The following is a 15,080-nucleotide window of genomic DNA, read 5'->3' on the forward strand; positions in this document are numbered from 1 at the left end:
ACATCACTCCCGTTGACGGCCGCATCACCCTCCGCGGAGAGAACCCGTGGTATCGGCGGAACCTGGACGGGCCGAGCGGTGTATCACAGGAAAAGGCGGCGTTCGGAGGCCGTCGCGGATCACAGGGGGTCACGATGGCTCACAGCAGGTGGCGCAGGGACCGTTCGCGCAGCATCAGCGCCGCCCGTTTCCCGGGGAGTTCCACCTCGGCGGAGAAGCGGAAACCGGCGCCGAGGAAGGCCGCGACGGAGGGGGTGTTGCGCAGGTCGGGTTCGGCCACGACGCGCGCGCAGGACGGGCGGTGTTCGAGCACGAGATCGGCCGCGGCGCGGAGCAAGGTCGCGCCGAGGCCCCGGCCGCGGTCGCTGACGCGGCCGATGAGCAGGTGGATGCCGGTGTCGTGCGGCCGGGCCGGGTAGTACCGGGCGAGCGGGTCGAGATCGGCGCGGTAGACCTCCCAGTAGCTCATCGGTACGCCGTCCAGCACTCCCAGGCAGGGCACGCTCCGGCCGTCACCGTCGAGCTGGCCGCCCAGGTGGCTCGCCGTGATGTCGTCCGGGCCGTCGAGTTCCCAGAAGGCGGCCACGGACGGGTCGTTCATCCATCGGGCGATGAGCCGCAGATCGCGCCCGATGCGGACCGGGACCAGCTGGAAGGCCCCCACCGGGGTGCTGGTGGGGCCCCATTCGGCGATGCGGTCGAGGAGGTCGGGGCTGCTGTCGAAATCCAAGCCGCTCAGCTGGCTCTCGGGGATTCGCGCGGTGTCCTCTTCCTGGCGCATCCGCATGTCGATGGTGTCGTCGGTGCTGGAGTCGGAGTGCGGCACGGCGACGCTCTCCTCTCATGGATCTCAGACGCGCCGTGAGGGGCGTGGGCAGCGGGATGGACGGACGTCATGCCGTGGAAGCGGCGGACGTGACAAGGGGGTTGGTGATGGTGACGTAGACGGACTGGGTGTCGACCGGCCCCACGAGTTCGTCCAGGCCGCGCAGGCGGGTGAGCAGATTGGCCTTGCAGCGCAGGGTGGGTGTCTCGAGGAGGCGGGCGGGCAACCGCGAGCGGAGTTTGCCGGGGCCGGACGCGGCGTCGGCGAGAAAGCGGCGGAACGCGGCCAGCAGCACGCGCTCGTCGGCGAGCCGCTGCGCCCCGAACGCTCCGATGACTCCGAGGACGTTGTTGACGCCGAGGTAGTAGGCGAAGCGCTCATCGGTGACCTCGTCGGACACGAAGGTGTCGCTGCGCCCGCCGATGCCGGGCAGCCGCCGCTGGAGATCGTCATATCGGGACTCACGGAAGTAGTAGCCCTGGTTGTCCCGGTAGCGGCCCCCGACCGGCCAGCCCTCCGGGTCCAGCAGCACCAGGGTGTTCTGCTGGTGTGCCTCCAGGGCGATGCCTGCCTCTCCGTCCAGCCAGAGCACGGGGCGTACGACCGTGCGCAGGTAGCGCAGGAACCACTCGGCGCTGACGGCCGCCGGGGAGCGGCCGGTGCGGGCGGCGAGCCGGGCGACGAGGTGGGCCAGCCGTGAGCGCATCGCGAGCTGTCCTGGCCAGGGCCGGAGCGCGAGGAGCCCGGCGACGCAGACGGCGTCGTCGCCCGGGCCGAACGGGTTGTGCCGGATGACGACGTCGAGCCCGGTCAGGGGGTCGCCGTCCGGCCCGTCCACCGCGAGCCAGGCCGGGTCGCGGACGATGTCGAAGCCGGGAAATCCGGGGAAGGCGGCCCGCCACTGCTCGGCCAGCCCGCTGCGCAGCAGCCGGTGCACCTCGACGCCGCGGCGGAGCTCCTTGCGGAGGTTCTCGCGGCGGGAGTTGGTGATCCGCAGCCCGAGGGAGAGCTTGAGCATCGCGGGCGCGCCGGGCCGGTAGACGGTGCGGACCGAGGAGGTGGGGTGCCAGTGTCCGCCGGCCGGGCCGAGGTCGTGCAGCAGGCCCGCGTCGAACAGCGCGGCGACGGCCGGGCGGTGCCGGATCTCGTGGGCCTGCCAGGGGTGCAGGGGCAAGGGCACGGATCCGGGGGGCAGTTGCAGACCGCTGCCCGCGAGAGAGAGGGCCAGCCTCTCGGCCGGCACGGTTCTGCCGCGTTCGGTCCAGGCCGACTCGCAGGCGAGCGCGGACCGGTCAACGGCGAGCCAGTACAGGGGAAAGGAGCCACGCGATTCGGGTGAGCACACAGGTGACGCGGCATCGGAGAGACCTTCGCGGCTCTTCGGCGTGGGGTGAAGGGGGTGACCGAGAAGGAGGGACTGTTCCGCGCTGAGGAAGGGGGTGCCGGCGGCGGGATCGGCGGGCACGGCCCGGCGGTGGGCGAGGAATTGGGCGGTGCGTCGTACGGAGTCCGCGACCCGGCCGACGAGGTCGGAGGCCTCCGCGTCGGTTTCGTCCTGCCGGGCCGCGTACGCCGCCTCCCGGGTGAGCAGCGCCGCGAGGGCCACCGCGCCCACGGCCGGGGCGTCCCAGGGGCCGTGTTCCAGCACAGGTGCGCCGAAGCGGTGCCAGCCGGTGGCCGACCAGTAGCGCACGGGCGCCTGGAGGGAGGTGCCGCTCGCGGGAAGGGGGATGCGCAGGGTGTCACCGTCCGGGGGGCCCGCGGCGGTCTCCCGTACCCAGCAGCGCAGCAGGTTCTCGACCCCCGCGGTGTCGGCGGCGAGCTGCGGGTCGGGATGGTCGAGCGGGTCCTGCCCGGCGGTGGGAGCGGGGCCCTCTGGAGCGTCAGGACCGCTGTGGTCCTGACGCGGTACCGGGGCCGTCACGAGGTGGGGCGGCTCGGCAGAGGCTGCCGAAGGTGCTGGTGCCATGGCCTGGGTCGGTGCGGGTTGAGCCGGCGCGGGCCGGGCCGGAGTTACCCGGGGCGGCGTGGTCAGGGGCGGTGCGGTCAGGGGCGGCGCGGGCGGGAGTCCGGCGGCCTCCCCCGCGGCGACGGCCGCAGGCGACTGGGGCACGAGCGGCGCGACGGTGGGGGGCTGGGCGGTCGGCGTCGCGGCCGGGGGTGTCGCCGGCTCGGGCGGTGCAGCCGGGGGCGACATCCGCGGCTGCGGTTCCGGCAGCGCGGTCGCGAGCGGGAAGCGCGTCGTCGTCTCCACGGCCACCCCTGGTGCCGCGGAGGGCACGGCGGGCGGTGCCTCGCCTCCGGATGGGGGACGCCCGGCGGCGGGGGTGTGGGCCATACGGTCGCTCATGGCACCGTCCTCCGGGTCCGGCTGGGAATGCAGGGGGGCTCGCCCAGGGGAGTGCGGCATGGTGGGTGCGGCGCTCGCGTCACGGCCTTCACGCCGGGAGCCTCGCGCCTGCCTCCTTCGATGGTGCGGTGGTGGGGCGGTCTTACGGCCGTCCCGCCCGTCACCGGCGGCCTCCGGTGACGGGCGGGGCGGATGGCGGGAGTTCATGGGCGGAGCGGTCGCCGAGAGCGCGGATCGCGCCCTCCAGGGCATCGGCGAGCCGGTCCAGGACGGCTTCGACCTGCTCGTCGGTGATGGTCAGCGGTGGAAGGAGGCGGATCACGGCGGAGTGGCGGCCCCCGAGTTCGACGATCAGGCCGCGGCGCAGGCACTCCCGCTGTACGGCGGCCGCCAGCAGCGGTGCGGCGGGACGGGCCGCGGCAGCGGTGTGCGTACGGCCGCCGGCATGGCCGTCCGCACCGGCGACGGCACCGCTGGTCACGGCGGGGGTGTCGGTCGTGGCCTCGGGTCGCTCAGAGCACTCAGAGCACTCAGGGCACTCAGGGCCGGGGCCCGGCTCCGCCGGGTCGACCAGTTCCAGGCCGATCATGAGGCCGCGGCCGCGGACGTCCCCGATGTGGGGCCACCGCGCGGCGAGGGCGCGCAGCCGCGTCAGCATGCGCTCGCCGACGACCGCGGCCCGCTGCGCGAGGCCGTTCTCGCGGACATACGCGAGGGTGGCCGCGCCCGCCGCCATCGCCAGCTGGTTGCCCCGGAAGGTGCCCGCGTGGGCGCCGGGCCGCCAGACGTCCAACTCCTCCCGGTAGACCACGACGGCCAGCGGCAGGCTGCCGCCGATGGCCTTGGACAGCACCATCACATCGGGCACCACGCCGCTGTGTCCGACCGCCCAGAAAGAACCGGTGCGCCCCACCCCGGTCTGCACTTCGTCCGCGATGAGCGGGATACCGCGGGCCGCGGTGATCTGCCGCATCCGGCGCAGCCAGCCGTCCGGCGCGGGAATCACCCCGCCCTCGCCCTGCACCGGTTCGAGGATCATCCCGGCCGGTGCGCCCGCCCCGCCCTTCGGGTCGTCCAGCAGCCGCTCGGTCCAGCGCGCCGCGAGTTCCGCGCCGCACTCACCGCCCACCCCGAACGGGCAGCGGTAGTCGTAGGGGAAGGGCAGCCGGGTCACGCTCACCGCCGGGGCTCCGCCGGAGGCGGCCAGCGCTCCGGCCGTCATCCCGTGGTAGGCCCCGGAGAAGGCCAGCAGGCCGTCTCGCCCGGTGGCGGTCCGTACCAGCTTGAGTGCGGCTTCGACGGCGTCCGTGCCCGCGGGTCCGCAGAACTGCACGCGTGCGTGTGCGGCGAGTTCGGGCGGCAGCGTGGCGAACAGCTCGTTCGTGAAGGCGTCCTTGACCGGCGTGGCGAGGTCCAGGATCTGGAGCGGGGCTCCCGAGTCCAGGACGGCGCGGATCGCTTCCAGCACCACCGGATGGTTGTGCCCGAGCGCCAGCGCCCCGGCCCCGGAGAGGCAGTCGAGGTAGCGGCGGCCGTCTGCCCCCTCGATCGTGAGCCCGCGGGCGCGCACCGGGACGATGGGCAGCGCTCGGGCGTAGGTGCGGGCGGCCGACTCCCGTAGCGACTGGCGCCGCAGGATGGCCGGAGCGTCCTCGCCGGACCCGTCGCCGTCCGGCACGACGGGCGGCGAAGGGTCCGGCGTCATCGGCGGGAGCTGGGTCATGGCCACGGCTCACGGTCCTCTCGCTGCTGAACACCCTCCGGCTGTCCCCCGTACGTACCAACGACGGGTCAGGCCCGGGATCACGGGCTGACCGAAGATCCTTGCCGCTGGGAACCAGGGACCCGCCTGTAGCCGTCGTAGGCGGCACCGGCATAGTGGGGGATCGCCCCACTGTCGGGGGGAGCATGACAATTCCGGACAGGCCATGAAGCAGTTCAGATCATCAGGGGGAGTCCCGCCCATGCCTTTCAAACGCCGGCCCGCGCTCGCCACGGCGGCCGTCGCCGCCGTGCTGGCGCTCACCGCCACCGCGTGCGGATCGTCGGACGACTCGGCCGATGCCGAGGCGTCCGCATCGTCGGACCAGCGGGGCGCGGACGACATCAAGCTGCCCGACAACCTCAACGACAAGCTGAAGAACCTCGGCGTCGATCTGGACCAGTGGAAGAACGGCGCGTGGAACAAGTGGAACCGGGACGACTGGCTCCGCGAGGCGGGCGACTTCATCAACCCGATCATCAAGGGGCTGTGGAAGCCGGACCGGATGCGGGAGGCCCAGGAGCCGGACAAGCCGGTCGACGACAGTGACATCGCGGACGACCAGGGTGTGACCGATCCCGATCCGCAGCCGGTGAAGGCCAAGGAGGTCGGCAGTCCGTACAGCTCCCGCGTTCCCTACGCGGGCAAGGTCTTCTTCGACGGCCCCGAGGGGTCGATGGTCTGCTCCGCGACCGTGGTCGAGGACCCCGCCCACCCCGGCAAGTCCAACATGGTCTGGACGGCGGGCCACTGTGTCCACGCGGGCAAGGGCGGCGGCTGGTACAAGAACCTGATGTTCGTGCCCTCGTACAACGACTCCGGCAAGTCGGCGGCCGAGCTGGAGAACGCCACCCGGGAAGAACTCGCCCCCAAGGGCGTCTGGTGGGCCGACTGGGCGCAGACCTCCTCCCAGTGGATCGACAGCGGCGCGGCCACCGGCGGCAAGGGCGCCCCGTACGACTTCGCGGTCATGCATGTGAAGCCGGAGGTCAGCGGCGGTAAGTCGCTGGAGGAGACGGTCGGCGGCGCGCTGCCGGTCGACTTCAACGCCCCGGCCGTGAAGTCCATAGACGAGATCACGGCCACCGGCTACCCGGCGGCCCCGCCGTTCGACGGCCAGAAGATGAACCAGTGCGCCGACAAGCCGGGCAGGCTGTCGCTGGACGCCAAGCAGCCGACCATGTACCGCATCGGCTGCACGATGACCGCCGGTTCCTCTGGCGGCGGCTGGGTCGCGAACGGTGCGGACGGCAAGCCCGCGCTGGTGTCCAACACCTCGATCGGCCCGTCCAACGCCACCTGGCTGGCGGGCCCGCACCTGGGCCCCGAGGCCAAGGGCGTCTACAACGCGGTCAGCAAGAAGTTCGCGGGGCGGTAGTCACCCGCGGTCGGCAACGGCGAAGGCCCGCCCCCGGGATGGGGGCGGGCCTTCGCCGTGAGTGCGCCGTTCCGTTCTACTGCCGCGTACCTGCCGCGGCCGGTACGAACCGCCGCAGCTCGGCTGCCAGCTCCTCGTGCACCCGCGCCTTGAGCAGAGTGCCCTCCGGGGTGTGCTCCTCGGAGATCACCTCGCCGTCGGCGTGCGTACGCGCGACCAGTTTGCCGTCGGTGTACGGCACCAGTACCTCGATCTCGACCTGCGGCCGGGGCAGCTCGTCATCGATCACCGCGAGCAGTTCGTCGATGCCCTGCCCGGAGCGGGCCGAGACGGCCATCGCGCGCCGCTCCATGCGCAGCAGCCGCTGCAGCACGAGCGGATCGGCCTTGTCCGCCTTGTTGATGACCACGATCTCGGGCACGTCGACCGCGCCCACGTCACGGATCACCTCGCGCACCGCGGCCAGCTGCTCCTCCGGCGCCGGATGCGAGCCGTCCACCACATGGAGGATCAGATCGGCGTCGCCGACCTCCTCCATGGTGGAACGGAACGCCTCGACCAGGTGGTGCGGCAGATGGCGGACGAAGCCGACCGTGTCCGCCAGCGTGTACAGCCGCCCGCTGGGCGTCTCGGCCCGGCGCACGGTCGGATCCAGGGTGGCGAACAGCGCGTTCTCCACCAGCACGCCCGCGCCGGTGAGCCGGTTGAGCAGCGAGGACTTGCCCGCGTTGGTGTACCCGGCGATGGCGACCGAGGGAACCTTGTGGCGCCTGCGCTCCTGCCGCTTGATGTCGCGGCCGGTCTTCATCTCGGCGATCTCGCGGCGCATCTTCGCCATCTTCTCGCGGATGCGGCGCCGGTCCGTCTCGATCTTGGTCTCACCGGGACCACGGGTGGCCATACCGCCGCCCGACGATCCGGAGCCACCGCCACCCATCTGCCGGGACAGCGACTGACCCCAGCCGCGCAGCCGCGGCAGCATGTACTGCATCTGGGCGAGCGAGACCTGCGCCTTGCCCTCGCGGGATTTGGCGTGCTGGGCGAAGATGTCGAGGATCAGGGCGGTGCGGTCGACCACCTTGACCTTGACGACGTCCTCGAGATGGATCAGCTGGCCCGGGCTCAGCTCACCGTCGCACACGACGGTGTCGGCACCGGACTCGATCACGACATCGCGCAGCTCCTCGGCCTTGCCGGAGCCGATGTACGTCGCCGGGTCGGGCTTGTTGCGGCGCTGGATGACGCCGTCGAGCACCAGGGCGCCCGCGGTCTCCGCGAGCGCGGCCAGCTCCGCCAGGGAGTTCTCTGCGTCGTGCACCGTGCCGGACGTCCAGACGCCGACCAGCACCACGCGCTCCAGGCGCAGCTGCCGGTACTCGACCTCGGTGACGTCCTCGAGCTCGGTGGAGAGTCCCGCCACACGCCGCAGCGCGGCGCGGTCGGAGCGGTCGTACTGGTCGCCGTCACGCTCCCCGTCGATCTCGTGACTCCAGGCGACGTCCTCTTCCATCAGGGCGTCGGCCCGAAGGCTCTCGGCGAGGCGCTGCCGGTCCTGCGGAAGGGAAGAGGAGTGGGTCAAAGGAATCCTTACGTCGAGGGACATCGTCACTGTCGACAACGCACGAGGGGCCCGTGGGATTCCCCACCGCTCCGGCGGCGACGCCGACCCCTCGATGGTCGCACGTGACGGCAGGGCCGTCACTCGGGTTTCGCGCTCCGGCGCGCCGCCGGGCCGCGCGGGGCGGAGTGGGCCGCGGGCCCGGCGCCCGTCTTGGCGCCCGGCTTCGCACCCGGCTTCGTCCCTTGCTCGGCACCCGCCTTGGCTCCCGGCTTCGCGTCCGGGCTCGGGGCGGTCTTCCAGTCGGGGTGCCCGGGCATCTTCGGCGTCTTCTCCCCGTACAGCCAGGGGTGCAGGAAGCCGTTCAGATCCCGGCCCGCCATCTCCGAGGCGAGCCGGACGAAGTCGGCGGTGGAGGCCACGCCGTCACGGTGGCGGACCACCCACTGCCGCTCCAGCCGCTCGAAGTCCGCCCGGCCGATCCGCTGCCGCAGCGCGTACAGGATCAGGGCGCTTCCGTCGTAGACGACCGGCCGGAAGAGCCCGATCTGCTTGCCGGGCTCGGCGGGCCTGGGCGCGGCGGGTGGCCCTCCGGCGGCGCGCCACGCGTCGGACTGCTCGTAGGCCAGCCGCATCCGGCGCTCCAGGCTCGCCTTGCCGTACTGCTCCGCGTAGAGCGCCTCGTACCAGGTGGCGTGGCCTTCGTTGAGCCACAGATCGGACCAGCGGCGCGGGCTGACGCTGTCGCCGAACCACTGGTGCGCCAGCTCGTGCAGCATGATCGACTCCACGTACCACCGCGGGAACTCGTCGTCGGTGAAGAGACCGCGTTCGAAGAGCGAGAGCGTCTGGGTCTCCAGTTCGAAGCCCGTGGTGGCGCGGGAGATCAGCACGCCGTAGTCCTCGAAGGGATACGGTCCGACCTTCTTCTCCATCCAGGTCAGCTGGCCCGGAGTGCGCGCGAGCCACTTCGCGAGCTTCTTGCGGTCCGCGGCGGGCACCACGTCGCGCACCGGCAGCCCGTGCGGGCCGGTGCGGTGGAGCACGGCGGAACGGCCGATGGATACCTGCGCCAGCTCGGTGGCCATGGGATGGGCGAGGCGGTACGACCAGGTGGTGCGCGCCCCGTCGCGGACGTGCCCGGCCGGAAGACCGCCCGCGACGACCGTGAGGTTCTTCGGCGCGGTGATCCGGAAGGTGAAGCGCGCCTTGTCGGACGGATGGTCGTTGCACGGGAAGACCCGGTGGGCGGCGTCGGCCTGATTGGCCATGGCCAGCCCGTCCCGGGTGCGGACCCAGCCACCGCTCGCGCCGTCCCCCGGGTCGCTGGTGTGCCGGACGGTGACCCGGAAGCCCGCGCCCCGCTCGATCCTGGTGCGCGGGGTGATGACCAGGTCCTCGCCCGCGGTGACGAACGCGGCGGGCGCGCCGTCCACCTGTACGGAGCGCACGGTGCCCTGGGCGAAGTCCAGATTGAGGGTGCGCAGTCCGGCGGTGGCGCGGGCGTCGATGGTGGTGACGGCGTCCAGCGGCCGGTCCGGGCGGCGGTAGTCCAGGGCGATGTCGTACGCCGTGACGTCGTACCCGGGGTTGCCGAGCCGCGGGTAGAGCGGGTCGCCGATGCCGAGCGGCCGCGGGCCCGTGGCGCCGACCGGCCCGGCGGCTGATGACGGGCCGACCGAGGCGAGCACGGCGGCCAGGGCGACGGCCACGAGGGCGGTCCTGCGGCGCCCCATCCGCGGGAGGGGACGGGCCAGCCGCGGGAGGGGACCGGGGCGGGGGCCCGGAGAATGCGTCATGCCTTACGGCTACCAGCGCCCGGGCGGGGGCGCAGTCCGACCCGGGCCCGATCCACCCGAAGGAGTTCAGGAACGGGCGGTCGCCACGCGGCGGCCCTCCCGGGTCACGTCGTAGACCCCGGGGACGTCGCGCATGGCCCGCATCAGGGTCGGCAGCCGGCCCGCGTCGGACAGCTGGAGCGTGTACGTATGGCGGACCCGCTGCTCACGCGGCGGTTCGACGGCGGCGGCGACCACCTCGGCGCCCTCCGCGGCGATGGCCTCGGTGAGGTCCGCGAGCAGATGGGGCCTGCTGAACGCCTCCGCGAAGAGGGTGACCCGGTAGTCGCCCCCGTCCCCGTCGTACTCCTCCGACCAGCGGACCCCGACCCGGGCCCGCCCGGCCGCGGTCATCCGCGCCACGGCGGGGCACCGCTCGCGGTGGACGGTGACGGCGCCGCCGCGCACCGCGAAGCCGGTGATCGCGTCCGGTGGTACGGGGGTGCAGCACCGGGCCAGCCGTACGATCACACCGGGCAGGTCGACGACGATGCCCGCCTCCGGGCGGCCGACGGGGGCCACGGGGAGCGCGGCCTCGTCCGGCCCGGAGTCATCCGGCCCGGCCTCCCCCGGCTCGGCCTCTTCCGGTTCCGCGGGACCGTGCAGGTGCTCGGCACCGGGCGCCTCGCCCTGCGGCGGCTCGTGCGCCGGGCCGGCCGGATGGGCGGCCAGCCAGCGGTTGATGGCGATGCGCGCGGCCGGGGTACGGGCGTGGTCGAGCCATTCCGGTGACGGCCCGGACGACGCCGCGTCACCCGCCATGAGCAGCTGGAGCGTGTCCCCGTCGCACAGCACGGTGCTGAGCGTCGCGATCCGCCCGTTGACCCTGGCCCCGATACAGGAGTGGGCATCCTCGCCGTACTGGGCGTACGCGGCGTCCACGCAGCTCGCGCCCGCGGGCAGGCCCAGGGTGCCGCCGTCGGACCGGAAGACCGTGATCTCCCGGTCCTGGGCGAGGTCGTCGCGCAGCGCGGTCCAGAAGATGTCGGGGTCGGGCGTGGCACTCTGCCATTCCAGCAGCCGGGACAGCCAGCCGGGGCGGGTGGGATCGGCCCGCTCGCCCTCGGGCGCGGCGGCCGCCTCGGTCGGGGCGTACGGATTGCCGAGGGCGATCACCCCGGCTTCGGCGACCCGGTGCATCTGGTGGGTGCGGATGAGGACTTCGGCGACCTCGCCCGTCCTCCCGGCCACGGCCGTGTGCAGCGACTGGTAGAGGTTGAACTTGGGGACGGCGATGAAGTCCTTGAACTCCGAGATCACCGGGGTGAAACAGGTGTGCAGCTCGCCGAGGACCGCGTAACAGTCGGCGTCCTCGGCCACGAGGACCAGCAACCGCCCGAGGTCGGATCCGGTCAGCTCGCCGCGCTTGATCCCGGCGCGGTGGACGGAGACGAAGTGGCGTGGGCGCACCAGGACTTCGGCGGTGATCCCTGCCTCCTGCAGCACGGCCCGTACGTCCTCGGCGGCGCGGGCGAGCGGATCGGGTCGGCCCGCGTGGACCTGGAGCAGCTCCCGGGTGCGGGCGTATTCCTCGGGGTGGAGGATCGCGAAGACCAGGTCCTCCAGCTCGGTCTTGAGCGCCTGCACGCCGAGCCGTTCGGCCAGCGGGATCAGAACATCGCGGGTGACCTTGGCGATGCGGACCTGTTTCTCGGGGCGCATCACGCCGAGGGTGCGCATGTTGTGCAGCCGGTCGGCGAGCTTGATCGACATCACCCGGACGTCGTTGCCGGTGGCGACGAGCATCTTGCGGAACGTCTCGGGCTCGGCCGCCGCCCCGTAGTCGACCTTCTCCAACTTGGTGACGCCGTCGACGAGATAGCGCACCTCCTCGCCGAACTCCTCCCCCACCTGGTCGAGCGTCACCTCGGTGTCCTCGACCGTGTCGTGGAGCAGGGAAGCGGTCAATGTGGTGGTCTCGGCGCCCAGTTCGGCGAGGATGAGCGTGACGGCGAGCGGATGGGTGATGTACGGCTCACCGCTCTTGCGCATCTGGCCGCGGTGGGAGGACTCGGCGAGGACGTACGCCTTGCGCAGCACGTCCAGATCGGCGCCGGGGTGGTAGGCGCGGTGCACCTTCGCGACGTGTTCGATCGCGTCCGGCAGCCGGTCCCGTGACGCCGGTCCCAGCAGCGCGGCCCGGCCGAATCTGCGGATATTGCGCAGATCGATACGGGGGAGGCCGCGCCTGCGGCCGAGAGCGGCTTGATCTGGGGCCTCTGCGCTCATGGGCACCTCCGGCGGCGTCGAGCGTCAACCGGCGTGGGCACTCCCCCGGGCCGGTGCTTGATGCTATCGAGCCCACCACGCACGGCCGACCGGCTCTCGCCCAGAGTGAAACGGATCACCCATGAGAGGGACGAGTCAGTCGAGGGCCGTGTCCAGCCATACGGAATCAAGCTCCCCCTCGGCGACGATCACGGCAGGGCCCGTCATCTCCACCGTACCGTCCGGCCGCTCGCTGATCACAAGTCGCCCACCGGGCACGTCCACCGTGTATGTGACGGGCCGACCGGTGACGCCGGGGTCGGCCCCGTCGCGGCGGGCGGCGGCCACCATGACGGCGCAGGCGCCGGTGCCGCAGGAACGGGTCTCGCCGGAGCCGCGCTCGTGCACGCGCATCGCGACGTGCCGCGGCCCGCGGTCGACGACGAATTCGACGTTGACGCCATCCGGGTACGCGGAGGCGGGGTGGACGGCGGGAGCCGTGAACAGGTCCCCGGCCTGGGCGAGGTCGTCGACGAAGGCGACCGCGTGCGGGTTGCCCATGTTCACGTTGCGGGCGGACCAGGTCCGGTCGCCGACCGCGACGGTGATACCGCCGTCGGGGCCGGGCTCGGGGAGCACGGCCTTGCCCATGCCGACGGTGATCGCGCCTCCGTCCGCGCCTTCGTCCGTGCCTCCGCCCGAGGTGCCCTCGGGGCCCCCGGCGGCCTTGGCGATGTGGATGTGCCGCAGTCCGGCCCGGGTCGCGATCGTCAGATCGCCCTCCTCGACGAGCCCCGCCCGCCGCAGATACCGGGCGAACACCCGGACGCCGTTTCCGCACATCTCGGCGATGCTGCCGTCGCCGTTGCGGTAGTCCATGAACCACTCGGCCTCGGCGGCCATGGCCCGCGCCTCGGGGTGGGCCGACGACCGTACGACGCGGATCAGCCCGTCGCCGCCGACACCGGCGCGGCGGTCGCAGATCCGGGCGACGGCGGCGGCGGACAGCTCCAGCCGACCGTCCGGGTCGGGGACGATGACGAAGTCGTTCTCGGTGCCGTGGCCCTTCAGGAACCGCAGCCGGGGCGCGTTGCTCATCCCTCGATCCTACGGCGCGCCGCACGGGCCGTCGCTCCGCGCCGTACGGGCACGGGGAGGCCCCTAGCGCAGGCGGGCCACGCGCCAGAAGGTGAGAGTCGCGAGCAGCACCACGATCACCACGTAGAGCACCACGAAGCGCCAGTCCGGGCGGCGGCCGGAGCCCCGGGGCGGCAGGCCGGGCCAGGTGTAGCCCACCCGGCGGGCGGCCATCAGACCCCAGCCCGCCGCGCAGCAGCTCAGCAGCAGGCCCAGCATGGCCACGACCGCGCCCCCGTCGCCGAACTCGAAGGCGAGCGGGAAGGCGAACATCAGCGAGCCGAGGATGGCGAGGCCGACGATCGGCGCGATCTGCCAGATCCGCATCCGACGCGGCGGGCGCAGCTCGCGGAAGGACTCCCCGGAGCCAGGCTCACCCGGCTCCCCCAACTCCTCCGCCTCGTCGAGGGCCGGGCCCAGCAGCTCGGGGAGGGCAGGGACCTCGTCGGGGCCGTCAGGGGTCAGCGGCCCGGGCTCGCCCTGCGGCGAGTCCCGCGCTGCTTGCTGCGATGCGTTGCGAGGGCCGGCCTCCATCGCCACGCGCCCTCCCAACTCCAGACACCACGATCGGAGCTTGATGATGGCATGCCCGCGAGGGCCTCAATGACGAGCGGAGCGTCCCGATGCCATCACGTGATCAGGCTGTGACCGCCCGTTCAACCAACGCGAGCGCGTTACTCAGGAGTTCTTCCCGGTCCGCCGCCGCTCCGCTGAGCCAGTGGACCCGCGGATCGCGCCGGAACCAGGAGTCCTGACGGCGCGCGAACCGCTTGGTGGCGCGCACGGTCTCGGCCCGTGCCTCGTCCTCCGTGCACTCTCCGGCGAGGGCGGCGAGCACCTGCTGATAGCCGAGGGCCCGGGAGGCGGTACGCCCCTCCCGCAGCCCGGCCGCTTCCAGCCGGCTGACCTCGTCCACCAGCCCGGCCTCCCACATCCGGTCCACGCGGACGGTGATCCGCTCGTCCAGCTCGGGCCGCTCGACGTCCACGCCGATCTGGAGGGTGTCGTAGACCGCCTCGTGACCGGGCAGGTTGGCGGTGAAGGGACGGCCGGTGATCTCGATGACCTCCAGCGCCCGCACCACCCGCCGGCCGTTGCTGGGCAGGATCGCCCGGCCCGCCTCGGGGTCGGCGGCGGCCAGCCGAGCGTGCAGGGCCCCCGGGCCCAGCTCCGCCAGCTCGGCCTCGAGCCTGGCCCGCACGGCGGGATCGGTGCCCGGGAAGTCGAGCGCGTCGATGGCCCCGCGGATGTACAGGCCCGAGCCGCCGACCAGGACCGGCGTACGGCCCTCGGCGAGCAGCCGGTCCATCTCGGCGCGGGCCAGTCGCTGGTATTCGGCGACGCTGGCCGCCTGGGTGACGTCCCAGATGCCGAGCAGACGGTGCGGCACGCCCTGCCGCTCCTCTTCCGTCAGTTTGGCGGTGCCGATGTCCATGCCCCGGTAGAGCTGCATGGAGTCGGCGTTGACGACCTCGCCGTCGAGGTGCCGGGCGAGTGCGACGCCCAGATCGGACTTGCCGGCCGCGGTGGGGCCGACGACGGCGATGACTCGCGGCGGATGGCCTGCTGTATTCACCCGCCCAGTCTCGCAAACCCCGGGGGGCCTCCTCGAACGAGCGACGTGACGGGGGACGGCCGCGGTCGTTGCCAGTTGCGAGGTTCCGAGGACCGGTTCGGGAAACCGGTCCCCGCGAGCGGCGCAATGGGACGCTCCGAGCGGCACGGGATTTCGCCCACACGAGTAGGCTATGGAGTAGATATGGGCGTGTTTTCCAGGTTTCGTCGTGCGTCGAAGGAGACGAGCCGTTCGTCCGAAGAGGCGCCATCCGAGCAGACCGCGGCCGACGCCGTGACGGCGGCACCGGCCTCCGAGCCCCCCGCCGAAGCGGAGCCGGAGCGGAGCGAGGAGGAGCCCGCGACGGGTGAGGCGGCGGCGATCCCCAAGCAGCAGTCCGCGGCCGAATCGGCGGACAGCGAGGCCGGTGAGGGCGCCCGCGCATAAGGGATCCGACAAGGGAAGGTG

General features: G+C 72.8%; 11 protein-coding genes. 2 read left to right on the forward strand and 9 right to left on the reverse strand.

Features of this window, described 5'->3' with window-relative positions; genetic code table 11:
• Nucleotides 1–139: 139 nt before the first annotated feature.
• From ACFZCY_RS36060 to ACFZCY_RS36070, 3 genes are all read right to left on the reverse strand, one after another.
• The gene (locus ACFZCY_RS36060) at nucleotides 140–826 is read right to left on the reverse strand and encodes a GNAT family N-acetyltransferase (RefSeq protein ID WP_391183147.1); all 687 of its coding nucleotides are present in this window, start codon (nucleotides 824–826) and stop codon (nucleotides 140–142) included.
• A 67-nt stretch (nucleotides 827–893) separates the two neighbouring features.
• Nucleotides 894–2,795: an IucA/IucC family protein gene (locus ACFZCY_RS36065; RefSeq protein WP_391183251.1), complete on the reverse strand. Its 1,902-nt coding sequence runs from the start codon at nucleotides 2,793–2,795 to the stop codon at nucleotides 894–896.
• A gap of 541 nt (nucleotides 2,796–3,336) precedes the next feature.
• Nucleotides 3,337–4,881, reverse strand: a complete 1,545-nt coding sequence (locus ACFZCY_RS36070; RefSeq protein ID WP_391183253.1) for a diaminobutyrate--2-oxoglutarate transaminase family protein — start codon at nucleotides 4,879–4,881, stop codon at nucleotides 3,337–3,339.
• A 259-nt stretch (nucleotides 4,882–5,140) separates the two neighbouring features.
• On the opposite strand from ACFZCY_RS36070, the gene ACFZCY_RS36075 reads away from it, so the two are divergent.
• The gene (locus ACFZCY_RS36075) at nucleotides 5,141–6,316 is read left to right on the forward strand and encodes a trypsin-like serine peptidase (RefSeq protein WP_391183150.1); all 1,176 of its coding nucleotides are present in this window, start codon (nucleotides 5,141–5,143) and stop codon (nucleotides 6,314–6,316) included.
• A 76-nt stretch (nucleotides 6,317–6,392) separates the two neighbouring features.
• Here ACFZCY_RS36075 and hflX read toward each other — a convergent pair whose 3' ends face one another.
• The 6 genes from hflX to miaA form a co-directional block, all read right to left on the reverse strand.
• Nucleotides 6,393–7,895 carry a GTPase HflX gene (gene hflX / locus ACFZCY_RS36080; RefSeq protein ID WP_391183153.1) on the reverse strand — a complete coding sequence of 501 codons (1,503 nt, stop codon included), beginning with the start codon at nucleotides 7,893–7,895 and terminating at the stop codon, nucleotides 6,393–6,395.
• Nucleotides 7,896–8,014: 119 nt separating this feature from the next.
• Nucleotides 8,015–9,673, reverse strand: a complete 1,659-nt coding sequence (locus ACFZCY_RS36085; protein ID WP_391183156.1) for a M1 family aminopeptidase — start codon at nucleotides 9,671–9,673, stop codon at nucleotides 8,015–8,017.
• 66 nt (nucleotides 9,674–9,739) lie between these two features.
• Nucleotides 9,740–11,941, reverse strand: a complete 2,202-nt coding sequence (locus ACFZCY_RS36090) for an HD domain-containing protein (RefSeq protein WP_391183159.1) — start codon at nucleotides 11,939–11,941, stop codon at nucleotides 9,740–9,742.
• Nucleotides 11,942–12,076: 135 nt separating this feature from the next.
• Nucleotides 12,077–13,018 (reverse strand): diaminopimelate epimerase, encoded by a 942-nt coding sequence (gene dapF / locus ACFZCY_RS36095; RefSeq protein WP_391183162.1) that lies wholly within the window; start codon nucleotides 13,016–13,018, stop codon nucleotides 12,077–12,079.
• 63 nt (nucleotides 13,019–13,081) lie between these two features.
• A complete protein-coding gene (locus ACFZCY_RS36100; protein WP_361485814.1) occupies nucleotides 13,082–13,591 on the reverse strand; it encodes a hypothetical protein in 510 nt (169 codons plus the stop codon).
• Between the two features lie 103 nt (nucleotides 13,592–13,694).
• A complete protein-coding gene (miaA, locus tag ACFZCY_RS36105) occupies nucleotides 13,695–14,633 on the reverse strand; it encodes a tRNA (adenosine(37)-N6)-dimethylallyltransferase MiaA (protein WP_391183165.1) in 939 nt (312 codons plus the stop codon).
• A 189-nt stretch (nucleotides 14,634–14,822) separates the two neighbouring features.
• On the opposite strand from miaA, the gene ACFZCY_RS36110 reads away from it, so the two are divergent.
• The gene (locus tag ACFZCY_RS36110; RefSeq protein ID WP_391183167.1) at nucleotides 14,823–15,059 is read left to right on the forward strand and encodes a gliding motility protein; all 237 of its coding nucleotides are present in this window, start codon (nucleotides 14,823–14,825) and stop codon (nucleotides 15,057–15,059) included.
• Nucleotides 15,060–15,080: the final 21 nt, after the last annotated feature.

This window comes from Streptomyces sp. NPDC007983 (genome assembly GCF_042958345.1).
Lineage (GTDB): Bacteria > Actinomycetota > Actinomycetes > Streptomycetales > Streptomycetaceae > Streptomyces.

Excerpts from the sequence above, each read along its gene's own strand:
- ACFZCY_RS36065 (WP_391183251.1), bottom strand. The coding sequence starts at position 2,795 with ATGGCACCAGCACCTTCGGCAGCCTCTGCCGAGCCGCCCCACCTCGTG.
- ACFZCY_RS36070 (WP_391183253.1), bottom strand. The coding sequence starts at position 4,881 with ATGACGCCGGACCCTTCGCCGCCCGTCGTGCCGGACGGCGACGGGTCC.
- ACFZCY_RS36075 (WP_391183150.1), top strand. The coding sequence starts at position 5,141 with ATGCCTTTCAAACGCCGGCCCGCGCTCGCCACGGCGGCCGTCGCCGCC.
- ACFZCY_RS36085 (WP_391183156.1), bottom strand. The coding sequence starts at position 9,673 with ATGACGCATTCTCCGGGCCCCCGCCCCGGTCCCCTCCCGCGGCTGGCC.
- ACFZCY_RS36090 (WP_391183159.1), bottom strand. The coding sequence starts at position 11,941 with ATGAGCGCAGAGGCCCCAGATCAAGCCGCTCTCGGCCGCAGGCGCGGC.
- dapF (WP_391183162.1), bottom strand. The coding sequence starts at position 13,018 with ATGAGCAACGCGCCCCGGCTGCGGTTCCTGAAGGGCCACGGCACCGAG.
- ACFZCY_RS36100 (WP_361485814.1), bottom strand. The coding sequence starts at position 13,591 with ATGGAGGCCGGCCCTCGCAACGCATCGCAGCAAGCAGCGCGGGACTCG.